General features: G+C 67.6%; 30 protein-coding genes, 1 pseudogene and 1 riboswitch. Of the genes and pseudogenes, 11 read left to right on the top strand and 20 right to left on the bottom strand.

The genetic code is table 11. The annotated features are described in order from the left end of the window. Positions 1 to 9: 9 nt before the first annotated feature. The 4 genes from ACIQWR_RS19310 to ribD are packed head-to-tail and all read right to left on the bottom strand — an operon-like array spanning position 10 to position 3,736. Positions 10 to 1,299 (bottom strand): bifunctional 3,4-dihydroxy-2-butanone-4-phosphate synthase/GTP cyclohydrolase II, encoded by a 1,290-nt coding sequence (locus ACIQWR_RS19310; protein WP_404010735.1) that lies wholly within the window; start codon positions 1,297 to 1,299, stop codon positions 10 to 12. Then, on the bottom strand, positions 1,296 to 1,952 hold the full coding sequence (locus ACIQWR_RS19305; protein ID WP_404010733.1) for a nicotinamide riboside transporter PnuC: 657 nt from the start codon (positions 1,950 to 1,952) through the stop codon (positions 1,296 to 1,298). Before ACIQWR_RS19305 ends, ACIQWR_RS19310 begins: the two co-directional genes overlap by 4 nt. Next, positions 1,949 to 2,593 carry a riboflavin synthase gene (locus tag ACIQWR_RS19300; RefSeq protein WP_354381556.1) on the bottom strand — a complete coding sequence of 215 codons (645 nt, stop codon included), beginning with the start codon at positions 2,591 to 2,593 and terminating at the stop codon, positions 1,949 to 1,951. Before ACIQWR_RS19300 ends, ACIQWR_RS19305 begins: the two co-directional genes overlap by 4 nt. Then, positions 2,594 to 3,736 carry a bifunctional diaminohydroxyphosphoribosylaminopyrimidine deaminase/5-amino-6-(5-phosphoribosylamino)uracil reductase RibD gene (ribD, locus tag ACIQWR_RS19295; protein ID WP_404010730.1) on the bottom strand — a complete coding sequence of 381 codons (1,143 nt, stop codon included), beginning with the start codon at positions 3,734 to 3,736 and terminating at the stop codon, positions 2,594 to 2,596. Positions 3,737 to 3,888: 152 nt separating this feature from the next. Next, positions 3,889 to 4,019: riboswitch (FMN riboswitch) on the bottom strand. A 256-nt stretch (positions 4,020 to 4,275) separates the two neighbouring features. Here ribD and ACIQWR_RS19290 point away from each other — a divergent pair. Further along, positions 4,276 to 6,660: a chitinase C-terminal domain-containing protein gene (locus ACIQWR_RS19290; protein WP_404010728.1), complete on the top strand. Its 2,385-nt coding sequence runs from the start codon at positions 4,276 to 4,278 to the stop codon at positions 6,658 to 6,660. A 115-nt stretch (positions 6,661 to 6,775) separates the two neighbouring features. Here ACIQWR_RS19290 and ACIQWR_RS19285 read toward each other — a convergent pair whose 3' ends face one another. Next, a complete protein-coding gene (locus ACIQWR_RS19285; protein WP_404010862.1) occupies positions 6,776 to 7,873 on the bottom strand; it encodes an ROK family transcriptional regulator in 1,098 nt (365 codons plus the stop codon). Positions 7,874 to 8,012: 139 nt separating this feature from the next. Between ACIQWR_RS19285 and ACIQWR_RS19280 the strand changes: the two genes are divergently transcribed. The 3 genes and pseudogenes from ACIQWR_RS19280 (at position 8,013) to ACIQWR_RS19270 (ending at position 11,435) form a co-directional block, all read left to right on the top strand. Further along, on the top strand, positions 8,013 to 9,239 hold the full coding sequence (locus tag ACIQWR_RS19280) for an MFS transporter (protein WP_404010725.1): 1,227 nt from the start codon (positions 8,013 to 8,015) through the stop codon (positions 9,237 to 9,239). A gap of 175 nt (positions 9,240 to 9,414) precedes the next feature. Further along, a pseudogene (locus tag ACIQWR_RS19275) lies at positions 9,415 to 9,576 on the top strand (nitrate reductase); the annotation flags it as partial. 77 nt (positions 9,577 to 9,653) lie between these two features. After that, entirely contained in the window at positions 9,654 to 11,435 is a 1,782-nt protein-coding gene (locus tag ACIQWR_RS19270) for a recombinase family protein (RefSeq protein WP_404010723.1), read from the top strand. A 272-nt stretch (positions 11,436 to 11,707) separates the two neighbouring features. On the opposite strand, the gene ACIQWR_RS19265 is transcribed toward ACIQWR_RS19270, so the two are convergent. Next, positions 11,708 to 11,896: a DUF397 domain-containing protein gene (locus ACIQWR_RS19265; RefSeq protein WP_404010720.1), complete on the bottom strand. Its 189-nt coding sequence runs from the start codon at positions 11,894 to 11,896 to the stop codon at positions 11,708 to 11,710. Next, positions 11,893 to 12,771, bottom strand: a complete 879-nt coding sequence (locus ACIQWR_RS19260) for a helix-turn-helix transcriptional regulator (protein ID WP_404010717.1) — start codon at positions 12,769 to 12,771, stop codon at positions 11,893 to 11,895. The genes ACIQWR_RS19265 and ACIQWR_RS19260 overlap by 4 nt, the downstream gene beginning before the upstream one ends. Positions 12,772 to 12,827: 56 nt before the next feature. On the opposite strand from ACIQWR_RS19260, the gene ACIQWR_RS19255 reads away from it, so the two are divergent. From ACIQWR_RS19255 to tgmC, 7 genes are all read left to right on the top strand, one after another. Then, positions 12,828 to 13,067, top strand: coding sequence for a hypothetical protein (locus ACIQWR_RS19255; RefSeq protein ID WP_404010714.1), 240 nt, complete (start codon positions 12,828 to 12,830; stop codon positions 13,065 to 13,067). Further along, on the top strand, positions 13,064 to 13,258 hold the full coding sequence (locus tag ACIQWR_RS19250; RefSeq protein WP_404010712.1) for a hypothetical protein: 195 nt from the start codon (positions 13,064 to 13,066) through the stop codon (positions 13,256 to 13,258). Before ACIQWR_RS19255 ends, ACIQWR_RS19250 begins: the two co-directional genes overlap by 4 nt. Next, positions 13,255 to 13,494 (top strand): hypothetical protein, encoded by a 240-nt coding sequence (locus ACIQWR_RS19245; RefSeq protein ID WP_404010710.1) that lies wholly within the window; start codon positions 13,255 to 13,257, stop codon positions 13,492 to 13,494. The genes ACIQWR_RS19250 and ACIQWR_RS19245 overlap by 4 nt, the downstream gene beginning before the upstream one ends. Positions 13,495 to 13,545: 51 nt before the next feature. Then, positions 13,546 to 13,812, top strand: coding sequence for a hypothetical protein (locus ACIQWR_RS19240; protein WP_404010707.1), 267 nt, complete (start codon positions 13,546 to 13,548; stop codon positions 13,810 to 13,812). 241 nt (positions 13,813 to 14,053) lie between these two features. After that, complete coding sequence (gene tgmA / locus ACIQWR_RS19235; RefSeq protein WP_404010705.1) at positions 14,054 to 14,353, top strand: putative ATP-grasp-modified RiPP; 300 nt, start codon at positions 14,054 to 14,056, stop codon at positions 14,351 to 14,353. Continuing rightward, positions 14,350 to 15,300: an ATP-grasp ribosomal peptide maturase gene (gene tgmB / locus ACIQWR_RS19230; protein WP_404010702.1), complete on the top strand. Its 951-nt coding sequence runs from the start codon at positions 14,350 to 14,352 to the stop codon at positions 15,298 to 15,300. The genes tgmA and tgmB overlap by 4 nt, the downstream gene beginning before the upstream one ends. Then, the gene (gene tgmC, locus ACIQWR_RS19225) at positions 15,297 to 16,427 is read left to right on the top strand and encodes an ATP-grasp peptide maturase system methyltransferase (protein ID WP_404010699.1); all 1,131 of its coding nucleotides are present in this window, start codon (positions 15,297 to 15,299) and stop codon (positions 16,425 to 16,427) included. The genes tgmB and tgmC overlap by 4 nt, the downstream gene beginning before the upstream one ends. A gap of 60 nt (positions 16,428 to 16,487) precedes the next feature. On the opposite strand, the gene ACIQWR_RS19220 is transcribed toward tgmC, so the two are convergent. The 13 genes from ACIQWR_RS19220 to ACIQWR_RS19160 all read right to left on the bottom strand — a co-directional run bounded on the left by ACIQWR_RS19220 (position 16,488) and on the right by ACIQWR_RS19160 (position 22,341). Beyond that, complete coding sequence (locus tag ACIQWR_RS19220; protein WP_404010696.1) at positions 16,488 to 16,868, bottom strand: histone-like nucleoid-structuring protein Lsr2; 381 nt, start codon at positions 16,866 to 16,868, stop codon at positions 16,488 to 16,490. 42 nt (positions 16,869 to 16,910) lie between these two features. Continuing rightward, a complete protein-coding gene (locus ACIQWR_RS19215) occupies positions 16,911 to 17,330 on the bottom strand; it encodes a deoxycytidylate deaminase (RefSeq protein ID WP_404010693.1) in 420 nt (139 codons plus the stop codon). Then, entirely contained in the window at positions 17,327 to 17,578 is a 252-nt protein-coding gene (locus ACIQWR_RS19210) for a thioredoxin family protein (protein ID WP_404010690.1), read from the bottom strand. The genes ACIQWR_RS19215 and ACIQWR_RS19210 overlap by 4 nt, the downstream gene beginning before the upstream one ends. Then, a complete protein-coding gene (locus tag ACIQWR_RS19205) occupies positions 17,575 to 17,763 on the bottom strand; it encodes a hypothetical protein (protein WP_404010687.1) in 189 nt (62 codons plus the stop codon). The genes ACIQWR_RS19210 and ACIQWR_RS19205 overlap by 4 nt, the downstream gene beginning before the upstream one ends. Then, positions 17,760 to 17,993: a hypothetical protein gene (locus ACIQWR_RS19200; RefSeq protein ID WP_404010684.1), complete on the bottom strand. Its 234-nt coding sequence runs from the start codon at positions 17,991 to 17,993 to the stop codon at positions 17,760 to 17,762. Before ACIQWR_RS19200 ends, ACIQWR_RS19205 begins: the two co-directional genes overlap by 4 nt. After that, positions 17,990 to 19,813, bottom strand: coding sequence for a DNA polymerase (locus tag ACIQWR_RS19195; RefSeq protein ID WP_404010682.1), 1,824 nt, complete (start codon positions 19,811 to 19,813; stop codon positions 17,990 to 17,992). The genes ACIQWR_RS19200 and ACIQWR_RS19195 overlap by 4 nt, the downstream gene beginning before the upstream one ends. Positions 19,814 to 19,849: 36 nt before the next feature. After that, positions 19,850 to 20,077 carry a hypothetical protein gene (locus tag ACIQWR_RS19190; RefSeq protein ID WP_404010679.1) on the bottom strand — a complete coding sequence of 76 codons (228 nt, stop codon included), beginning with the start codon at positions 20,075 to 20,077 and terminating at the stop codon, positions 19,850 to 19,852. Further along, entirely contained in the window at positions 20,077 to 20,205 is a 129-nt protein-coding gene (locus ACIQWR_RS19185) for a hypothetical protein (protein ID WP_404010676.1), read from the bottom strand. The genes ACIQWR_RS19190 and ACIQWR_RS19185 overlap by 1 nt, the downstream gene beginning before the upstream one ends. Beyond that, entirely contained in the window at positions 20,195 to 20,629 is a 435-nt protein-coding gene (locus tag ACIQWR_RS19180) for a hypothetical protein (protein ID WP_404010673.1), read from the bottom strand. The genes ACIQWR_RS19185 and ACIQWR_RS19180 overlap by 11 nt, the downstream gene beginning before the upstream one ends. A gap of 133 nt (positions 20,630 to 20,762) precedes the next feature. Further along, positions 20,763 to 20,909: a hypothetical protein gene (locus tag ACIQWR_RS19175; protein ID WP_404010671.1), complete on the bottom strand. Its 147-nt coding sequence runs from the start codon at positions 20,907 to 20,909 to the stop codon at positions 20,763 to 20,765. Next, positions 20,906 to 21,589, bottom strand: a complete 684-nt coding sequence (thyX, locus tag ACIQWR_RS19170; RefSeq protein WP_404010859.1) for an FAD-dependent thymidylate synthase — start codon at positions 21,587 to 21,589, stop codon at positions 20,906 to 20,908. The genes ACIQWR_RS19175 and thyX overlap by 4 nt, the downstream gene beginning before the upstream one ends. 17 nt (positions 21,590 to 21,606) lie before the next feature. Further along, positions 21,607 to 21,747, bottom strand: a complete 141-nt coding sequence (locus tag ACIQWR_RS19165) for a hypothetical protein (protein ID WP_404010669.1) — start codon at positions 21,745 to 21,747, stop codon at positions 21,607 to 21,609. Between the two features lie 72 nt (positions 21,748 to 21,819). After that, positions 21,820 to 22,341: a hypothetical protein gene (locus tag ACIQWR_RS19160; RefSeq protein WP_404010667.1), complete on the bottom strand. Its 522-nt coding sequence runs from the start codon at positions 22,339 to 22,341 to the stop codon at positions 21,820 to 21,822. Positions 22,342 to 22,350 lie beyond the last annotated feature (9 nt).

Genomic DNA, 22,350 nt, shown 5'->3' with positions numbered 1-22,350 from the left:
TCGCAGGTGTTACTGGTTGCCGCAGGCCGAGACGGACGCCACGCCGTCCAGCCAGGGCAGGTCGTGCCCCATCCGGTCCCGCTTGGTGCGCAGGTACCGCAGGTTGTGCTCGCCGGTCTCGGTCGGCATGGCCTCCCGGCTGACGACCTCGATGCCGTGCCGGACCAGGGCCGCCGCCTTCTGCGGGTTGTTGGTCATCAGGCGGGTGCTGTGGACCCCGAGGTCGGCGAGGATCTGCGCGCCCGCCCCGTAGTCGCGGGCGTCGGCGGGCAGGCCCAGCTCCAGGTTGGCGTCGAGGGTGTCGCGCCCGCGCTCCTGGAGTTCGTACGCGCGCAGCTTGGCCAGCAGGCCGATGCCCCGGCCCTCGTGTCCGCGCAGGTAGACGACGACCCCGCGGCCCTCGGCCGCGATGCGCTGCATGGAGGCCTGGAGCTGGGGGCCGCAGTCGCAGCGCTGGGACTGGAAGATGTCGCCGGTCAGGCACTCGGAGTGCATCCGGGCCAGGACGTCGCGGCCGTCGCCGATGTCGCCGTGGACCAGGGCGATGTGCTCGACCCCGTCGGCGATGGAGCGGTAGCCGTAGGCGGTGAAGGAGCCGAAGGTGGTCGGCAGGCTGACCTCGGCCCCGCGGCGCACGGTCGGCTCGGCGGAGCGCCGGTAGGCGACCAGGTCCTCGATGGAGATGATCGTCAGCCCGTGCTTGCGGGCGAAGGGGATCAGCTCGGGCAGCCGGAGCATGACCCCGTCCTCACCGGCGATCTCGACGATCGCGCCGGCCGGGCGCAGGCCCGCGAGCCGGGCGAGGTCGACGGCGGCCTCGGTGTGGCCGTTGCGGACCAGGACGCCGCCGGGCTTGGCGCGCAGCGGGAAGACGTGGCCCGGCCGGACGAAGTCGCCCGCGGTGCTGGTGCCGTTGGCCAGCAGCCGCAGCGTGGTGGCGCGGTCGGCGGCGGAGATGCCGGTGGTGACGCCGTGCACGGCACTGGCGTCGACGGAGACCGTGAAGGCGGTCTGCATCGACTCGGTGTTGTGCGTGACCATCTGCGGCAGGTCGAGACGGTCCAGCTCGGGACCCTCCATCGGGGCGCAGATCAGGCCGCGGCACTCGCTCATCATGAAGGCGATGATCTCGGGGGTGGCCATTTCGGCGGCGATGACGAGGTCGCCCTCGTTCTCGCGGTTCTCGTCGTCCACCACGACGACCGGGCGACCCGCCGCGATGTCGCGGATGGCCTGCTCGACGGGGTCGAGCCGGAAGGACTCGATGTCGCTCTCGGTGGGCACGGGCGTGAGGGTCATGCCGTTGCTCCTTCCAGGGCCGGGGCGTCGGTGGTCGTGCGCGAGCGCTGGTACCAGTCGTAGGCGCCCCACAGGACGAGGGCGAAGTAGACGACGTAGACGAGGCCCGAGAAGACCAGACCGCTCTGGAATGCGAGCGGAACGCCGACGAGGTCTACGAGCAACCAGGCGAACCAGAACTCGACCAGACCGCGGGCCTGGGCGACCATCGCCACGATCGTGCCGACGAAGATGTAGGCGTCGGCCCACGGGCTCCAGGAGAGCGAGGGGACGAGGGTGAAGAGCCCGCCGACCGCGAGGGTGCCGAGGACCGCGCCCGCCAGGAGCACGCCGCGCTCGGTCCAGGTGGCCGTGCGCACGGCGATGGAGCCGTCCTGGGCCTGCTGCTTCCCGCGCTGCCAGGCGCGCCAGCCCCACAGGGCCACGACGATGACCAGGAGCTGCTTGCCGACGCCGCCCGCGAGGTGGGCGGTGGCGTAGGCGCCGACCAGGATGAGCCCGGACAGCAGCTGGGCGGGCCAGGTCCATATGGAGCGGCGCCAGCCGAGGGCGAGGGCCGCCAGGCCCATCAGGTTGCCGATCATGTCGGACCAGATGACCTTCTGGTCGAAGACCACGAAGGCCTCGGTGTTGAGCCAGGAGAGCGCGCTCATCGGTCCGTCTCCTTCGGGTCGGCGGCGGGTGCCACGGTGGTCAGCGGGTCGACACCGGCGGCCAGGAGGCGCTCGACGTACTTCGCGAGGACGTCGACCTCCAGGTTGACCGGGTCGCCGGGCTCCTTGATGCCGAGCGTGGTCAGGTTCAGCGTGGTGGGGATGAGGCTGATGGTGAAGTGGTCGGCCGCGGCGTCGACCACGGTGAGGCTGACGCCGTCGACCGTGATGGAGCCCTTCTCGACGACGTACCGGGCGAGCCGTTCGGGCAGCGAGACCTTGACGATCTCCCAGTGCTCGGAGGGGGTGCGGGAGACGATCCGGCCGGTGCCGTCCACGTGGCCCTGGACCAGGTGTCCGCCGAGGCGTCCGCCGAGGGCCATCGGGCGCTCCAGGTTGACCCGGGAGCCCTTGGTCAGGGCGCCCAGGCTGGAGCGGTTGAGGGTCTCCTGCATCACGTCGGCGGTGAACTCGCCGTCCCCCGTCTCCACGACCGTCAGACAGACGCCGTTGACGGCGATCGAGTCGCCGTGCTTGGCACCTTCGGTGACGACGGGGCCGCGGAGGCGGAAGCGGGAGGCCTCCGCGAGCTGCTCTACGGCGGTGACCTCGCCCAGTTCTTCGACGATTCCGGTGAACACTCAGTGCTCCTTGAGGACGGTGGGGGCGGCGGGGACGGCGGCGACCGCGGGAACGGCCGTCACGCGCAGATCGGGACCGAGGCGGAGCACCTCGGTGATCTCCAGGCGCAGGGCCTGGGTGAGGGTGGTGATCCCGGCGTCGGCGAGGGCGTTCGGGCCCGCGCCGAGGAGGACCGGGGCGAGGTAGCCGACGATCTTGTCGACGGCTCCGGCGGCGACGAAGGCGCCGGCCAGGGTCGGCCCGCCCTCGACCAGGACGGAGCGCACCCCGCGGGCGAACAGCTCGGCGAGGAGCGCGTCCACGGAGAGGCCGTGCCCGTCGTGGGGCAGCCGGGCCACCTCGACGCCCGCCAGGTGGCGGGTGTCGGCGTCCTCGGCGACGGCCACCAGGGTGGGGGCGTCGTCGTCGAGGATCCGGGCGCCGGGCCGGACGGTGGCCCGGGTGTCGAGGACCACGCGCAGGGGTTGGCGGGCGCCCTCGACGCCGCGGACCGCGAGGTGCGGGTCATCGGCGCGCAGGGTGCCCGAGCCGACGACGACCGCGTCGGCCTCGGCGCGCAGCCGGTGGACGTCGGCGCGGGACTCGGGGCCGCTGATCCAGCGGCTGGTGCCGTCGGCGGCGGCGACCCGGCCGTCCAGGGTGGCGGCGTACTTCCACAGGACGTAGGGGCGGCCCAGGCGTACGGAGGTCAGCCAGGGCTCGTTGCCGGCCTCGGCCTCGGCCCGCAGCAGCCCTTCCCGGACCTCGATCCCGGCGTCGCGCAGGGTGGCCGCGCCACCGCTGGCCTGCGGGTTCGGGTCGGGTACGGCGTAGAGCACGCGGGTGATCCCGGCCTCGACGAGGGCCCGGGCGCAGGGGCCCGTGCGGCCGGTGTGGTTGCAGGGTTCGAGGGTGACGTAGGCGGTGGCGCCGCGGGCGGCGTCCCCCGCCGCGCGCAGGGCGTGCACCTCGGCGTGCGGGCCGCCGGCCCGCTCGTGCCAGCCCTCGCCGACGATCCGGCCGGAGGCGTCGGCGATGACGCAGCCGACGGCCGGGTTGGGGCTGGTGAAGCCGAGGCCGCGGGCGGCCAGCTCGATGGCACGCCGCATGGCACGTGCGTCGTTCGCGTCGGCGTGTGTCGCCACCGGGTCCTCCTGCCTCATCGGGCACGGACTCCGGGGCCTGTCGGGATACGACAGATGAAGCGGGTAGCACACGCGGGGACGCCGAGGTCGACATCACGATCCGTCCGAGACGTATCCCCTGGGGGTTACGCCGACGAACCGCCGACGGCGGCGTACCGGTGACTGGCCCGCCGCGCACTGCCTCCCATCCGGACTTTAACCGTCGGTCCAGGAATTTCACCTGGTCAACCGGCCGCTGGATGCGGACGGGTCGCGGACTATAACCGCCGGTTCGGAATTACACCGACCCCGGAGTGCGCTGCTACTGGTACTAGGGCCAGTGTGCCACGGGTGATCGGAAGCCATGCACGCAAGTACTTGTGGCCTGGCTCACACGTTCGGCGCAACTTTCCGAGGGTTCGGCTTTGGTCCAGACCTATTGACGGGTTGGTCTAGTCCTCTTAACGTTCCCTTCATCTTCCCCGGGAGCCGGCCCGCCGATGTGCGCACGTCACGGGCCAATCAGCGCCACCTTTACGCACGTTGTGTCCTGTCACCTCCCCTCCCCAGGAGGCACAATGCCGTCCCCCACGCGCACCAGAGCCATGCTCCTCGGATCCGGTGCCGCCATCGCGGGCCTGCTCATCGGCGGCCTCTCGGCGGGCGTCTCGCACGCCGCCGACAACGAGAGCTGTCGACCCGACGGGCTCTACAAGACCCCGGGCGTCGACGTCCCCTACTGCTCGGTCTACGACACCGAGGGCCGCGAGAAGATGGGCGCCGATCACCAGCGACGGGTGATCGGCTACTTCACCGGCTGGCGCACCGGCAAGGACGGCACCCCCGCCTACCTGGCCAACAACATCCCGTGGGACAAGGTCACCCACCTCAACTACGCCTTCGGACACGTCGGTTCCGACAACAAGCTCTCGGTCGGTTCGGACGGCCCGAACAACGCCGCCACCGGGATGACCTGGCCGGGCGTGGCGGGCGCGGAGATGGACCCCTCGCTCCCCTACAAGGGCCACTTCAACCAGCTGACCAAGTTCAAGAAGCAGTACCCGAACGTCAAGACGCTGATCTCGGTCGGCGGCTGGGCGGAGACGGGCGGCTACTTCGGCGACGACGGCAACCGGGTGAACTCCGGCGGCTTCTACTCCATGGCCACCAACGCCGACGGCTCGGTCAACCAGGCCGGCATCGACACCTTCGCGAACTCCTCCGTGGACTTCATCCGCAAGTACGGGTTCAACGGCGTCGACATCGACTACGAGTACCCCACCACCATGAAGGACGCGGGCAACCCGCTCGACTGGCAGCTCTCCAACGCCCGCCGCGCGGGCCTGGTCAAGGGCTACGCCGCGCTCATGAAGTCGCTGCGCGAGAAGCTCGACCGCGCGGGCGCCACCGACGGCAAGCACTACCTGCTCTCCGTCGCCGCCCCCTCCTCCGGCTACCTGCTGCGGGGCATGGAGACGTTCCAGATGCAGAAGTACCTGGACTACGTCAACATCATGTCCTACGACCTGCACGGCGCCTGGAACGAGTACGTCGGTCCCAACGCCTCGCTCTTCGACGACGGCAAGGACGCCGAACTGGCCTCCGCGGGCGTCTACTCGACCTCCCAGTACGGCGGCATCGGCTACCTGAACTCCGACTGGGCCTACCACTACTTCCGCGGCTCCATGCCGGCCGGCCGGATCAACATGGGCCTGCCGTACTACACCCGCGGCTTCAAGAACGTCCAGGGCGGCACGGACGGCCTGTGGGGCAAGGCCCCGGCCACCAACTGCCCGGCGGGCGCGGGGCTGACCAAGTGCGGTGACGGCGCGGTCGGCATCGACAACCTGTGGCACGACCTGGACTCCAACGGGGTCGAGGCCCCGGCCGGCTCCAACCCGATGTGGCACGCCAAGAACCTGGAGAAGGGCGTCGTCGGCGACTACGTCACCAAGTACGGCTTCCCGGCGAACACCACCCTGACCGGCACCTACGTCCGCAAGTACGACTCGACCCTGGTCGCGCCGTGGCTGTGGAACGCCCAGAAGAAGGTGTTCCTCTCCACCGAGGACGAGCAGTCGGTGAACGCCAAGGCCGACTACGTGGTCAACAAGGGCATCGGCGGCACGATGGTCTGGGAGCTGGCGGGCGACTACTCCTACAACGCCGCCAAGGGCCAGTACGAGATGGGCAACACGCTCACCACGGCGATGTACGACAAGTTCAAGGCGGCCGCCCCGTACGGCGCCAAGCGCGCCACCATCACGATGCCGACCGAGGCGATCAAGGTGGACACCGAGTTCGGCCAGTTCCCGCTCGGCGACTCGAACTACCCGATCAGCCCCAAGCTGAAGATCACCAACAACACCACGGCCGCCCTGCCCGGCGGCACGGAGTTCCAGTTCGACTACTCCTCCTCCGCCCCGAGCAACGCCAAGGACCAGTCCGGCTGGGGCACCACGGTGATCCGCAGCGACCACTCGGGCACCAACGTGGGCGGCCTCAAGGGCGACTACAACCGGGTCTCCCTGAAGCTGCCGGCCTGGCAGACACTGGCCCCGGGGGCCTCGGTGGAGCTGGACTTCGTCTACTACCTGCCGACCTCCACCCCGTCCAACTGGACCGTGACCTTCGGCGGCAAGACCTACGGCATCGCCGGGGACCTGGCGCGCGGCACCACCGTGGTCGAGCCGGGGGGCCCGACCACGCCGCCGACGACTCCCCCGACGACGCCGCCCACCACCCCGCCGACGACTCCCCCGACCACGCCTCCGACGACGCCGCCCACCACGCCCCCGGGCGGGACCTGCGCCAACCCGGCGTACGTCGCGGGCAACACGTACACCGGCGGGACGGTCGTCTCGCACAAGGGCCACAACTGGAAGGCCCAGTGGTGGACGCAGAACGAAGAGCCCGGCACCACCGGTGACTGGGGCGTCTGGAAGGACCAGGGGGCCTGCTGACCCCGCGGGCCCCAGTGGCCCCGATGAGCACCTGAGCGCGTGAGGACCCGGTGGCCCGGCGGCCACCGGGTCCTCGCGCGTCCGCCCCGCCCCCGATCCGCCGGCGCCGGAGGGGCTACGGGGCCACGGGAGCGCCGAACAGGGCGTCCTGGGCGCTGTCCCGGGCGGCCAGCCGGGCGCCCTGGAGCACCGCCGGATCGCCGAGGGTGGTGGCGCGGACCTCCGTGGCCACCGGGGTCAGCCGGGCCAGCCGGTCCGCGACCCTGGCCGCCAGGACCGCGCCGCCCGCCCGGCCCAGCTCGCCCCCGAGGACCACGCAGCCGGGGTCCAGCACCGCCGTCACCGCGGCCGCGCCCAGGGCGAGCCGCTCGGCGAAGGCGTCGAGGAAGCCCTCCCCCGCGGCCCCGGCGGCGGCTTCCTCCACCGGCCCCGCGTATCCGTGCGCGGCGGCGAGCGCGGCCACCGCCTCGCGCCCGACCAGCCCGTGGAAACCTCCGCCGCAGTCCGTCGCGGAGGGCAGCCCCACCGTGCCCGGCACCGGCAGGAAGCCGATCTCGCCCGCGCCCCCGGAGGCCCCGCGGCGCAGCCGCCCGTCCAGGACCACGGCCGCGCCCACCCCGGCGCCCAGCCACAGCAGCACGAAGGAGTCCACGTCGCGGGCCGCGCCCAGGCGCTGCTCGGCCAGCGCGGCGAGGTTGGTCTCGTTCTCCACGACGACCACGGCGGGCAGCCGTCGCTGGAGCGCGGCCACCAGGTCCCGGTGCCAGGAGGGCAGGCCGCGCAGGGTGCGCAGTTCGCCGCTGGCCGGGACGACCAGCCCGGGCGCGCCGACCACCACGGTGTGCAGCGGCGCCGCGCCCGCCTCGCGGGCCAGCTCCTCCAGCCGGGTCACCGCCTCCTCGACCGCGTCGGCGGGCAGGCGCGCCTGGGCCAGCGGCCGACCGAGCAGGTCGGTGATCACCGCGGTCACCCCGTCGGTGCGCACGTCCAGCGCGGCGAGGTGGGCGAGGCGGGCGACGATCCCGTAGAGCCGGGCGTTCGGTCCGCGCCGCTGTTCGCCCGATTCGCCGACGACCTCGATCAGCCCGGCGCCGGTCAGGCGCTCGACGAGGTCGGCGACGGAGGGGCGGGAGAGCCCGGTCAGCTTCTTGAGCTGGGTCGCGGTGAGCGGCCCCTCCTCCTGCAGGAGCCGGAGCGCCAGCCGGTCGTTCATCGCCCGGGCCGTGCTCGGCGAGGCGGGTGAGGGAGCGGCGGCCGGGGGAGCCGCGGATGCGGGTGCGGAAGTCACCCGGCCATCCTAGGAGGAACCGGGGACTTATTCATCAGGCAGGGTTCCTGATAGTTTGGCGGCCATGACCGGGGAAACAGAGCTGACACCGCGCCGCCTGCGCCGCGCACGCATCGCCATAGCCGCCGTCTTCTGCGCCCACGGCGCGGTCACCGGCAGCTTCGCCACCCGGATCCCCTGGATCCAGGAACACGCCCAGCTCAGCGCGGGCACCCTCGGCATGGCGCTCGCCTTCCCCGCGGTCGGCGCGGCGATCGCGATGCCGCTGGCCGGGCGGATCAACCACCGCTTCGGCGCGCGCAACGCGCTGCGCGGGCTGATCGCGATGTGGACCCTGTCCCTCATCCTGCCGAGCCTCGCCCCCGACCTCCTCTCCCTGTGCCTGCTGCTCCTCGTCTACGGCGCGAGCGCGGGCATGTCGGACGTGGCGATGAACGCGCTCGGCGTCGAGACCGAGAACCGACTGGGCCGCTCGATCATGTCCTCGCTGCACGGCATGTGGAGCGTGGGCGCCCTCGTCGGCTCGGCCGCCGGTACGGTCGCGGCGCACGCCGGGGCCGACGCCCGGGTGCACCACCTGTTCGCGGCGCTCGCCCTGACCGCCGTCGCCCTGGTCGCGGTGCGCGGCGTGCTCGACCTCCGGGGCGGCGAGGAGGAGGAAGCGCCGCCGCGCTTCGCGCTGCCGCCCAAATCGGCGCTGGTCATCGGGGCGGTCGGCTTCTGCGCGGTCTTCGCGGAGGGCGCGAGCATGGACTGGTCGGCGGTCTACTTCCGGGACGTGCTGCACACCGATGCCGGTCTCGCCGCCGCCTCCACCACGATGTTCGCGCTCACCATGGCGGTGGCCCGGCTCGCGGGCGACAGGGTGGTGGACCGCTTCGGCCCCGTGCGCACCGTACGGGCGGGCGGCCTGCTGGCCACGGCGGGCGGCCTGCTGGTGGTCCTCGTCCGGCATCCCGCGGGTGCGCTCGCGGGCTTCGGCCTGATCGGGCTCGGCATCGCGGTGGTGGTCCCGCTGGCCTTCGCGGCCGCCGCCCGCAGCGGCCCGGCCCCGGCCCAGGCCCTCGCCGGGGTGGCGACGATCACCTACACGTCGGGGCTGGTCGCCCCCTCCGCGATCGGCGCGGTCGCCGACGCGACCTCGCTGGTGGTGTCCTTCGGACTGGTCACGCTGCTGGCCCTGGCGCTGGTCGCGGGGGCGACCGTACTGCGCCCGAAGCTCGGCGCGGGAGCGGCCCCGGCGGCGCCCGGTACGGACCCCGCGCAGGACCGGGCGGCGGCCCCGCAGTAGGCAATCGGGACGAACCTGCCGCTATGCAGCCGTAATATGACCTCGGCCGTCCTTCGGCCCGGTCATCGATCCCCCCACACGCGGCACAGTCGGCATACTCGGCACGTTCGACCCCCCGGTCGGCACCCACCCGGTCGGCGCCTGCGGCTGCCGCATCGCGAAACGGAGTTTCACCATGGGCCTCGGCGTGCGCTGGACCCTGCACGGCGACGGCCGGACACCCGCGCCCGGCGCGGTCGTCCGGCCGGACGAGCGGCTCACGTGGCCGCGCACCGCGGGGCTCGGAGCCCAGCACGTGGTCGCCATGTTCGGCGCGAGTTTCGTCGCTCCGACTGTGCATCACGGGTCCTAGGTACTGCTTGGGCGGGTTGGTGCGTCAGCGACGGGTGTATCCATCACCTATCGTTGGAGAACGTGACGACCGTGGTTCCCGCACCTGCCCCCATCAGACTTCGCCCCGTCGAGGACGCTGGCCTGCCCGCAGCATTCCGACGCAAAAAGCGCGGAATCATTTACGTCCGCGTGTCGCAAGCACGGCCGGACATGATCAGCCCGGAACTTCAAGTCGGCCACGGCATGACGCTGGCCAACGCGAACGACATCGAAGTATCCCTCGAACCGATCATGGACCTCGGTGAGTCTGGTCGAGAGTTCGAGGACCGAAAGATCTCCGAGATCAAGGAGATGGCCCGGAACAAGGAATTCGATGTCCTGATCCTCTGGATCTGGTCCCGCTTCGGTCGCAACCTGCGCGAGTCACTGCAACACCTTGACGATCTTCTGGCCTACGGGATCGAGGTGCGGGCAGCACACGAGGACTTCGACGGCAAAACAACGATCGGCCGCTTCGCCATCGCCCAGATGCTCAACATTGCCGAGCTGGACTCCAACCAGAAGTCGGACATGTGGAAGGCGACCATCGAGCGCCGGAAGAATCACGGTTTGCCTCACGGCTCAGCAGGCCGCGGAAAGTTCGGCTACTACCGCTGCGACACCTGCCCCACCCCTGAGCCTGGTCAGCCGATGGACAAATGCCCAAACTGTAAGGACGGCGTCCTCAAGCGCGACCGGGTCACCAATCCCATCTACGGCCAGCTATACCTTGACGCCATTGCAGGAAAATCGGCGCGCTCCATGGTCCTGTGGCTGCGCAAGAAGGGCATCGTCCACTGGACGGGCCGGGAGATCGATGCCGGGGACCTCTACTCAATCTTGGATTCGGGCTTCGGCCTGGGCTTCGTTCGGTACACGTTGCCGGAGGAACTTCACGTCGTGATCACACGCGACGATGGCACGACCAAGAAGAGGCGCAAGAGCGCACATAGGGACATCACGTCGTACCTCTACTACAAAGGCAAGCATCAGGCGATCTGGGACGACCCCGTGTACTGCGAGAGGGTCTGGGATGCGTACGTAGAGCGTCGCCTCAAGGGCAAACGGGACGACGACAAGGCCCACGACCACTCGGCCAAGTACGAGGTTTCGGGAGCCCTGACGTGCTCGGGCTGCGGCAACAACATGCATGCCATGCTCCGCGCCAAGAAGGTTCAGCGGCCCTGGAGGGACGGGAAGCCCGACCCCTTTGACGTGCTGTTCCGGTGCACACGACAGATGAAGTTCAAGGACTGCCCTGGTGGGGGTGTCTACGTCTCCTTGGAGACGGTCATGACAATCGTGAAGGACTGGCTGTCAACGCGCATTGAGGAAGATCCTCAGGGCGCCGACAGTGTGCCGGCCCGCGTCGCTCAGCTCCAGGCGCAGCGGATCAAGGAGAAGGCTACCGAGGAGACGATTCGTTTGGATCAGATCACGCGGGAGCTGACAGAGCTGCGGAGTCAGGAAGACAAGCTGACGGATGCCGTTCTCAACGAGCTGATCTCCGACGAGGCGGCTCGGCGCCGCCGGGCGGAGTACGACAGCGCGAAGTACCGCCTCAAGGAGGAGCAGACGACCCTCAAAAAGAAGATCAAGGACGCCCCGGTAATCACGCCGGAGCCCCAGATCGAGGACTTCGCGACGGTCATGAAGCTGCTGGAAGTGGCAGATGTGGCCGACCAGCGAAAACTGATCAAAACCTTGGTGCGGGAGATACGTGTCAACCGTGGCCGGAAGCTCACAACCAAGTGCACAATCTGGCCCATGTGGGTCCCGCCGCCGCCGAAGCCGGTCAAGAAGAACCAAAGGCTGGCGGCCTAGCCCTCGGCGAGACGGGCGGCATACTTAATCGTCAGCTCGGCAACGGTCTGCCAGAAGGCGTCCAGGCAGTCTTCCTGAGTCATGACCTTGCCCCGGTCACCCACGATGTCACATCCCAACTTCGAGCGCCAAGCGAGGCCCCTCCTCCAGGAGGGGCCTCCGTGCTTTCACGACCGTACCATAAATGTCACATTCCAACTTGCGGTCATGAACTAACCCCCTCAGCAGCCAGCGCCGCGAGGGGGTTAGTTCGTTCATGCAGACCTGGGAACCTAGAGCTTGTCGTCCTTGGCATGACCGACGAAGGCAGACCAAGCCGCGGGCGACGTGGCCAGCAGACCCTTGCTGTGATCCTTGGTGTCACGCACGAGGACGACGGAAGCGGTCCCGGCGACCTCGACGCAGTTGTCGTTCTGACCGCTGAAGGTGGACTTGTGCCAGTTGGGCTGCTGCTCAGTCATGTGTGCTTCCTCAGTGCTTCCCGGATCAACTGTTCGGAGCTGCTGGGCGATTCGGCCTCAGCGTGGACCTGATCATAGATCCTCTGAAACCGCTCTACGTCCTCCGCATCCTGCATGTACCGACCGGTGTCGAAGCCTTCGGTGTAGGCAGAAGCCTCGCCGGAGCGGGAGGTGAGAATGCTAATGGAGCCGCCCACCGAGGGGGCCTCCGTCAGCAGTATCTGAACATGGATGTTCGGCTTCATGGTCATTTTGAGCAGGTGTTCCAACTGCTCCCGCATGACCGCGGGTGATCCGATCACCTTGTATAGCGCAGCAACATCGAGTACGACGTAGAGCCACGGAGCATCGGGCCCCTCCAAGACCTCCTGGCGCTCGCACCTACGCTCGGCATCGGCCGCCAGGGAGGCAGGGTTGGCCCCGGGGTCTCCGAGACTCATCAGGGCGGTGGCGTACGCCTTGGTCTGGAGTAGTCCAGGCACCCGAAGCGAGTACTCCCGTATGGTCTTGGACTTCGCCTGCTTGACCAAGAACGACCGGGCATAGTCCTTGAAGGACTCGTTCCTGAGAAGCGGGTACAGCTCCAACAGTTCCTCGCCGGCATCGAGGACATCCTCCAGGCGAAGGACCATCTCCAAGTTGGGCGGGTCGATTCCTAGCTCCATCTGATCGACTCGGCCCTGGGATACCCAAAGAGCCTTAGCTAGCTCGCCAGGCTTCCAGCCCTTGATGTCCCGTAACTTGCGGATCTTGGCGCCCATCAGCCCAGGGGCTGTCGACGTGTCCAGGTCCTTTCGCGGCCTGCCCACCAACAACCCTCCGTATTTCCTAGCTTGACGAGAGTTCAGATTGAACCCCCTGGCCAGGGTAGCCATCCAGGGCCAGGGTTGTGTCCAGAAGGTAGAAGCCGGGGGGAGAGGAGGTAGAACACGTGGCCTGGCTGCACGAACACAACGGAGCGATCACGGACAGAGAGATCCTGTACGTGGAGGCCAAGGTCCGTCAGGAGCTGCTGATGAACGGCCTTCCGGACGGCAACATGTCGCACACCGTCTTCACCCCGTACGGGATCGGCCAGACGGACAAGGTCATCGAGTACCACTGGGACAATCTGTCCATCCTCGACATGATCCGCTTCGCGGAGCTGCTGACCCGGGGGAGGCAGGCGTGAACCCCGACCTCGCCCAGAGGAGCCACCTGGAGCCCACGCCGGTCGAAGGCTGTGACGGATGCGCCCGGCTCGCCTGGAAGCGCGAGGAAGCCCGCGCGGACAGGGACTGGGGCCGCGTGGCCGCGCTCAACCAGGCCATGGAGAACCACAAGGCCGGCCCCTCCCACTCGAAGCTGAGTATGGGGCTGTGAGCTACGAGGAGCGCAGGAAGCGCGCTTGGGCGAGATGGGACGCGGGAAGCCGACGCGGGTGGAACACCTGGGGGAGACCTCCGCAGAGGGAAGTCAGCAAGAAAGACGAGGACTCCGACGAGTCCGAAGAGGAACACCGGAAAGCCAGCAAGGCCGAAGCACTTCTAGTAACTGTCGGTGCGATTGTGTGGTTTGCCATCGTCGCTCTGATAGTCGCAAAAGGAACAGGAAACTAGCCCCCACAGCGGACAGGGAAGTCGATGGCGACCACGAGAACGTACCGGCGAGTGGCCGAAGTGCAAGAGAACGTCAAGCTCGTTCGCTTGCAGATGGGCATGACCCTGTACGACCCCACCGAGGACCGTGTGGGCATCGTTTCACACCTCGGAGAATCCGGTCTCGTGGAACTTCAGAGCCCTTACGGGAGCAAGTGGACGGCTCGGAAGGTCCGCGTGGCGCGGCCCACCGACGACCAGATGCGCCGCTACGCGGCCCTCGTGAAGCTGCACCGCCAGACGGCCAAGTACGAGGCCGCCAGGAAGGCCCGGCAGTAGGCCGGCACCCAGACTTCCCCCAGGGCTGCGGATCGCTCTGGCGGGAGAACGGGTCCGGCGGCTGGGGCCGCCGGACCCACCCAAGTACACCCCGCGCGATCCTCCGGCCGCGTGGGGTTGGCTCCCTCGTCAGCATCCACTTCCCCCCTTGTGGATTGGGAGTCAGGGGTCCGGCTACTGCACCTCTCCCTGTAGTCGGGCCCCCGCTTAGCCTCACCCACCACTGACCATGGAGGTAGAGATGTTCGTTCACTCGGATCGACTTCCGCAGGGCACGCCGCTGCCCAACGGGATCAGCACCCCGGCACCGTGGGGTCTGCGTCGCATGGCTCCCTACCCGGCCTTCGCCCCGGACTACACGAAGGTGGAGCTGGACCCGGAGACGCAGACAGGCCGCTACTTCGATCACGACGGCAAGCCGCTGATGATGCCGGGCCACGGCACCAGCTCGGGTACCAACCCGTCCACGAACACGGGCAACCCGTCTGACGGGCAGCAGGGCGGCGGGGACTCCGACACGGGCAACGACACCGACCAGTGACCCACGACGGTCCGGTCTTGGTCGTCACCAACCTGGACGACCCCACGTCGGACCTGGTGATAGACGAGCTGCACGACCGGGGCGTCCCGGTCGTGCGGTTCGACTCCGGGGACTTCCCCACCACCTTGTCCTTCGCGGCACACTTCACGCCTCACGGAATTCAGGGATCGCTGACTACGCCGACCCGCACGGCGGACCTCGCCCACGTCCGGTCCCTGTACTACCGGAGACCTTCCGGCTTCTCCTTCCCTCACCTGGGAGACCAGGATGCGCGATTCGCTGTCTCACAGGCGCGCTACGGCCTGGGTGGCGTCATCGCGTCGCTTCCCGACTGCCTGTACGTCAACCACCCCCACCGGATCGGAGACGCTGAGTTCAAGCCTTCCGGTCTCGCGGAGGCCATCGCAAGCGGCTTCAAGGTTCCTGCCACCCTGATCACATCGGCCCCGGATACCGTGCGCGCGTTCATCAAGCAGTACGGTGCGGTGATCTTCAAGCCTCTATCGACACCCCTGTACCGGATCGATGGAGTTTCCTCGACCGTCGAGGTTCGAGAGGTAACCGCCGAAGAGATTGACGATTCCGTCTCCGGTACCGCGCACCTGTTTCAACACCGGGTCGACAAGATCGCTGATGTCCGCGTGACGGTCATAGGCGACAAGAAGTTCTACGTCCGAATCGACTCCGAGTTGCTGGACTGGCGTACCGACTACTCCAAGCTGACCTACGCCGTAGTCGAGCCGCCCCCGGGCATCCCCGAGGCGATCCGTGCATACCTCGACCACTTCGGTCTCGTCTTCGGAGCATTCGACTTCGCGATCGACACCGTTGGGCAATGGTGGTTCCTGGAATGCAACCCGTCCGGCCAGTGGGCCTGGATGGAGCCGGAGACGGGCCTACCCATGGTGGCAGCCATGGCAGACCTGCTGGAGAGGAAGAGCGAGTGAGCGACGAAGAGGAGCTGCGGTTGCAGCTCTCCAAGCGACTGAGCGACAGCGGCCACCTTCGCACGAGGCCCTGGCGTCAGGCAGTCGAATCCGTACCACGCCACAACTTTCTTCGGGGAGGCTTCTTCGAGAGGCGCGACGGCAACGGCCCGACCGCGTGGACCCCCGTCTTGCCCTCCGACCCGACGTGGCTGGAGCAGTGCTATGAGGATGACTCTCTAGTCACGCAGATCGCCGGAACCATTGTCCCTGGCGATCTGCGCGGCGAGATCATGCGCCCGCCTACGTCTTCCAGCACCATGCCGAGCCTGGTCGTCCGCATGCTCGAAGACCTCCAGGTGAGTGCCGGCCAGCGCGTCATGGAGATCGGCACGGGCACCGGATACTCCACCAGCCTCCTGTGTCACCGCCTAGGCGAAGACGACCTGGTGACTTCGATCGAAGTCGACGCAGAAGTCTCAGGGAGAGCCGGAACGGCGCTCGCCCAGTGTGGGTTCCACCCGAACCTGATCGTCGGGGATGGGCTCCTGGGAGACCCTGACGGGGGGCCGTACGACCGCGTGATTGCCACGTGCGGAATCGTTGACCTTCCAAAGGAGTGGATCTACCAGACGAAGCCCGGAGGCATCATCCTGGCCACCCTGTCCGGGTGGATGTACTCCTCGGAACTCGCACGGCTAACGGTCCACGACGACGGTACTGCCTCGGGAAGCTTCCTCGGGGGGCGAATCTCTTTCATGCTCGCCCGGCCGCAGAGTCCCCCGCCGCTCGGGGTACTCCCCGACCTCGACCAAGGAGACGAGCGAGCCGCCTCCCTCGGGGCCGACATCCTCAACGACTGGGACACCAGGTTCGTGGCCCAGCTCGGCGCACCCCGTGCCCAACGCATCACCCTGGAACGCGACGGGCACACCGAACACGTTCTGGTCGACGTGGAGTCAGGCTCGTGGGCGGCGCTCACCAGCTCTGCCAAGCGCTGGACGGTACGCCAGGGCGGTCCCGAGCCGCTGTGGGACTCGGTGGAAGACCACGTCACGCGCTGGCGCAACGACGGAGCTCCAGGGTTGGACCGATTCCAGATCAGAGTCAACGACAAGGGCCAGAAGGTCACCTGGCTCGCCGCCTGAGCGGCGGCTGATCAGAAAGGGCCCCCTCCGCGGAGGGGGCCCTTGCGTTCTCGCTAGTTGCTAGTCGTTCTGGTGCTCTGCCACCAATGCCTTGAGAGCCGCGCCAGACACCTTCTTCTCGTACGCCTCGTACAGCCAGTCCTTGAGACGGCCGCGGTCGGGAACGGACACTCCCTCGCTCTTGGCCCACGTCCGGACGTCGGCCGTTTCGGGGCCGGAGCCGGCCTTCTTCTTGGAGACCGCCGCGGTGACCTTCGGAGCCGGGTTCTCACGGTAGACGCGGTTCACCCCTGCCTCGGCGAGGGCTGCGTGGAGTCCTTCGAGGGCCTTCTCGTAGGCGTCGCTCGCCTTCTGGATCTGGGCTACGACCTTCGGGTCTTCGACGTGACCCTCGTACTCCTCGCCCTCGACCTCAAGCTGAACAAGCTGAACTACCTTCATGCGGGGTCTCCCAACCGCTGTATCTCACAAATCAACTCGCGGTCACGGTAGCGCACATATCACAGTACGACTTACCCCTTCGTCAGACTGGTAGACAACCTCCGCGATACCAGCAGACTGGATGAGTTTCGTACAGTCACGGCATGGTGACCTCGTTATATAGATTGCCGCACCTTGGCAGCCCGCCCAGTCCGCGTAGAGGAGGGCATTCGCTTCGGCGTGGGTTTCAGCACAGTCCTGATATGAGGTGCCGGAGGGGGTGTCCGAGAGGCAGCGCGGGCATTCTCCACGGCTGCACGACGGGCCGCCTGGATATGATCCGTTGTATCCCGTAGAGCGGATTCGCCGGTCTGGGCCGACCACCACAGCTCCGACGCGGCTGCGGCGACAATCACCTCGTGCAGCGACAGCCGTAGCAATTCCGAGGAAGTACGTGTTCCAGTCCGGCCGGTCATCCGTCAACTCGTTTCCTCGAAGAACACGATGAGGTCTGCCTGGCTCCTGAGGCCGGTCAGGCGGCCGGCCTCGCGGCCGTCCTTCATGGCCAGGAGGGTCGGCACGCCGGTCACGGCCAGGGCCTCGAAGAGGTCGTCGGGGGTGACGATGTCGGTCACGGTGACGTCGGCCGTGATGGATTCCTGGGCGATGAGGGGCTTCATGCGCTGGCAGGGGACGCAGGCCGGCGAGGAGAAGAGGAGGTAGGAGGTCACTCCGCGGCCTCCTTCTCCTTGTAGCCCCAGTGGGTCTTGGCCGCGTTCATCAGGTCGGTGAGGGTGACGTCGTTGTCGCCGCAGCAGGAGCAGCCGCCCTCGGCGATCGGGTCGTCTCGGTCCTTCATCCAGAGGACGACGCCGCCGTTTTCCATGCCTTCGACGGTGAAGTGGTCGGTGTTCATTCGGCCGCCTCCACGGCGGGGGTGCCGATCATGAGGAGCTGCCAGACGTCGGCGCCCATGACTTCGGCCAGGTCCTTCGGGACGCCCCAGTCCTTCGCTTCCTTGATGACGGTTCCGGCGATCCTGGCTGACTTGATGGCCGCGAGCCCGGTGTTCTCGATGACCCGTTCGTGGATTTCCTTGCTGATTCCGCCGACGAGTTCGTCAAAGGGGTCGTGCTCGGTGCTCATTCGTTCTCCTTGTGGATGGTGTCGCAGAGGTCGCAGTACTGGCCGGCGGCCATGTATCCGCATCCCCAGCTTTTTCCGTAGACCGATACATCTGTATCGATGAGGACGCCGTTCATGGTTTCCTTCATGATCTGGGCGGCCTTGGTAGTGGCTTTCAGGGCGTGCTCTTCCGGGAACTGGAAGATCACCTCATCGTGGACCGGAAGGAGGCAGTACGGTCCGTACCCGGCCTTCTGGAGGCGCAGAATGGCCCGCCCGGTCACGTCCCGGCTTGCGCTTTGCACGGCGTAGTTCAGGGCGGCGTAGGGGCGCCGCTTGTCGACCAGGAGCCGGCGTCCCGTGTTGGTGGTGATGTAGCCGGTGCGGCGCGCTTCCTTCTGTAGCTCGTCGGAGTACTCGCGAACTCTGGGGAAGGCGTCGAAGAATCCGTCGATGGCGCGGCGCGCTGTCTCTTCGCTGACTCCGGCCTGGGCGGCCAGGGCGGCCCAGCCTCCGCCGTAGACGGTGAGGAACCCGGCCATCTTTCCGGTGTCCCGATCGACGCCCGCCGAGTCTGCGGTGATCTGGTGAAGGTCGGCCCCTTCCCTGAAAGCCCGCTTCATGGCCTTGTCTCCCGACAGGGCTGCCAGAACGCGAAGTTCCTGGGCCTTGTAGTCGACCGCGCAGACGAGGTGTCCGGGGTCGGCGACGAATCCGCGGCGGACCAGTGAATCCTTCGACGGGAATGTCTGGGCCGGTATCGCCCCGGAAATCGACATGCGGGCCGTGCGGGCGCCGGCCGAATTTATCGAGGCATGCAACCGATCTTTGCTGTCGCGGTTGGCCAAGGCGTTGTCGAACCATGTCGACTTCGCCTTGGCGGCCTTCTTGCCCTGATAGATGGCCTCGCACAGGGGGTCACGGAGATGGGCCTTGAGGAGCTGGTCATCGACCTTGGGCTGTCCGGTGGGGGTCTTGCCGGTAGGCCGGATTCCCCGGCCGATGATCGCCTCCCCCACCTGCTTGGGAGAGTTGATGTTCTCCAGCCCGAGCTTGGCGGCCACCTCCTTGAAGTGGACCTCCGTACGCGCCAGTTCGTTGGCGCGGGCCTCGATGTACGGGATGTCGGCCTTGATGCCCGTGCGGACCATGTAGGCGCATGCGGCGGCGAGCTGGTGTTCGTAGTCGAGGAGCTTCCGCGCCGAGGCCGGTATGAGGGGCTTGAGCTTGCGGGCCAGGCGGAAGGCCAGGATGGGGTCCATGCCTGCGTAGAGGTTGAATCCCTCATGTTCCAGGGGGACGAGAGGCCACACCTCGGCCTTCTTGACCTTCAACTCCTTGGCGATGCCGGTCATGCTGCTCTTCACTTCATCGGCCACGTCTGCGGAGAGATAGTGGCGGGTGAGTTCTTCGAGCGAGTGACCGACACCACCGTCTTTCCGGCCGCGACTGTCAACGAGGTGGGCGATTATTCGGCTGTCGAGGAGCCGCGGAAAGACGGTCTCGGCCTTGACTCCCCAGACGCGGTCCATACAGAGGATGTCGTAGGTGCCGTTCTGCATGACGAGCTTCTGAACCCAGCCCACGGCCTTGATGGCGTCTTCCTGAAAGAAGCCGCCCTTCTCCACGGGGAGGACGTAGCTCTCGTGAGCGTTTCCGAACTGGGCGAGCCGTATTCGGAAACCGTCCTCCCACCAGGAGAGGCCATCGGTCTCGGTGTCGAATCCGAGTACTCGCCGGTTGGTGACGATGAACTGCCGGAAATCGGGGAGGTCTTTCTCAGTCTCGACAACGTTGATTCGAATGCTGTCGCCGTTGAGGCTGTAGTCGATGACCTTCACGCGATTCCCCTAATGTCACATTCCAACATTGAGCGCTTAAAGAGGCGGCTCCTTACCTCGGTGTCGATCCCGCTCGGCCACGAGTGCGTCGTAGCGGGCTTCGAGTTCGCTGTACTCGCGTACGGAGATGTGGAGTTCGCGTTCCAGCTCGTCTGCGTAGAGGCCGAGCCGGTTGGCGATCTGCTGGTGCTTGATCGCCGCGCGCTGACTCAGCGCCAGCTCCGCTTGCACCTGCCGTAGCGCGGCGGCCTTCGTCCCGAACATCAGTAGGTGCCCTCCAAGACCGGCGGGAACTCGGACTCCTCGGTGAGGGGTCCCACCCGCCGCTCGACGTTCATGTTGTTGTGGACGTAGACGTGGAGAGGGACTTCGTCCCAGGTCTCAAAGAACACCGGCAGCTCGCAGGGCGGTCTGGATCTCGTCAAGGTGGGCCTGGGCGTCCGCGGCTCCGGCCCAGCGCTTGTCGCGCTGTGCTCGCTCGGCAACGCCTTCGAGGGCGCGCTTGCGGTCCGAGAGGTGCTTGACGAGCTGCACGTAGCGGTGGCCGGCCCCCTCGGCCTTCCGGGCCCGCTCGGTCTCGAAGCGACCCTGCCAGGCGACCGAGACGCGCTTCTCGTCGTCGTAGCGCTGGGTCCAGTACTTCCGGGCGTCGGTTAGTTCCTTCACCTTGGCCTCGGCCTGGGCGAGCTGGTCTCGCAGGGAGGTGATCAGCGCCGTGTTCTCCTCCTTGACCTCGATCGTCACCTTGTCGAGGGGGACGTTCAGCAGGTCCATCTGAGAGTTCTCGCGCTCGTAGGTGGCGCTCCACAGGGTCATTCGTTGGCTCCAGGTATCTCGCAAGCCGTGCAGGCCGCGGGTTCTTCGGGGGTTTCATCAGCGGGGTAGTCCAGGACGAAGGACATTCCGCAGGGGCACTGGTAGAAGGCCAGGAGGCTCACCAGCTCGGCCATCAGCGGAGGTGGGTGACGCACCGGACCGGGGTGTCTCCGGCCTTCGCGTGCGTCCACAGGCCGCAGGGACCCTTGATCCAGATCAGGAATGAACTAACTGCGGCCACCACCACCAGGAGCGCGGCCAATGCGCTTCCGAGCTTCACGGCGCCACCCGGCCGTGCTGTACGAAGGTCTCGTGGGTCATCGGCATGTGGGCCTTGAAGTGCTCTTCCATCCGGTCCGCGACCATCGCAATCTCGGCCTGGGGAAAGCTCGGGTACGCGGCGCGGTCGCTCTTGGTGCGGAGTGAGAGGAAGTGCATGAGGCTCCGCGGATTGCAGGTGACGTAGAAGGTGGAGAACGTTCCGACCGGAAGGACGCTGCGGGCGATCTCGCGGGCGACGCCTTCGCCCAACATGGCCTGGTACTGCGTCCACGCCTCGGTGTAGGCCATCCGCAGGGACTCCCCGACAACGAGGGCCTGGCGGAAGGTTCCGGGCTTGTAGTCGTACGCGCCGGCCTTGCCGACCTGGACCAAGGCCCGGTCCCCTGCGGGGACGTAGAAGACGGGCTCCAGCTCGCGGTAGCGGCCGGATTCCTCGTTGTAGCTCATGCCGGCCCGGTGCCTCATGAACTCCCGGACGACAAAGATGGGGGCGGAGATCCGGAAGGTGAAGGTGCCGTGCTCGAAGGGGCTGCCGTGCCGGTCCCGGACCAGAAATTCGATCAGGCCCGCGTCCTGGTCGCAGCTGTGGGACTGGGCCTTGGCCCCAACCGTGGAGACCCGGGCGGCCGTGCACACCATCTCGTCGGTGGCGAGCTGCTGCACGAGCTCTACGTCCATGACGCTCTTGAACTGGATCACGCGGCCTCCTCGTAGTCCGGGGCGCACCCGTAGCAGGCCAGTTCCTCCACGCCGTCGATGTCCACCGGCACCAGGTCTTCCGGCGGGTAGGTTGCGGCGCACACGTAGCACGGTTCGTGCTCGGTGTCGTTGTCCACTTGCTCTCCTTGGGCACGGGGGCCGGGCGGAAATCCCGGCCCCCAGTTCTCACATTCCAACCTTGATGGCGCTTACTTCTGGACGTACTTGCCGGTCTTCTTGTCCAGGAAGGCCGGAGGGCACTGGTCGTTCTTCTCGCGCTCGGTGCAGAACATCGCCTCCCAGTCACCCTTGGCGAAGTGCTTACGCCCGTGGCCGCAGGTGTCGCCGACGACCGCGCTACTGCCTTCCTGCTGGACCCGGCCGCCGGAGAAGCTGTTCTTGCCCGCGGCCTTGGCGGCGACGCCCTTGTCCTTCGCGTTCAGCTCGGTGTTGAAGGACTGGATCTTGGCCATCTTGCGGAGCATCGAGGCGATGGCCGGCCCCTCCTCTTCCAGGAGGTTGTCCATGTCCGTGACGGTCGGCGCCCGCAGCACGGCCAGGGAGGCGTCGTAGCCGAGGCCGCCCTTGAAGGAGACGGTGACGCCCTCGGGCGCGGTGGTCGAGGCGGGGGCAGCAGTGGTCACAGGCGACTCCGTGATGGTCTCGTTCGTGGTGGTGTTCTCGGTGGGTTCATCCCAGGGGGAACCGCTTCCGAAGGGGCTCTCGCTCATGCCTTCATC

It is taken from the genome of Streptomyces sp. NPDC098789, from assembly GCF_044759975.1.
Lineage (GTDB): Bacteria > Actinomycetota > Actinomycetes > Streptomycetales > Streptomycetaceae > Streptomyces.
The sequence above is the reverse complement of the archived record's forward strand: the minus strand, read 5'-3'. Positions and strand labels throughout refer to the sequence as shown.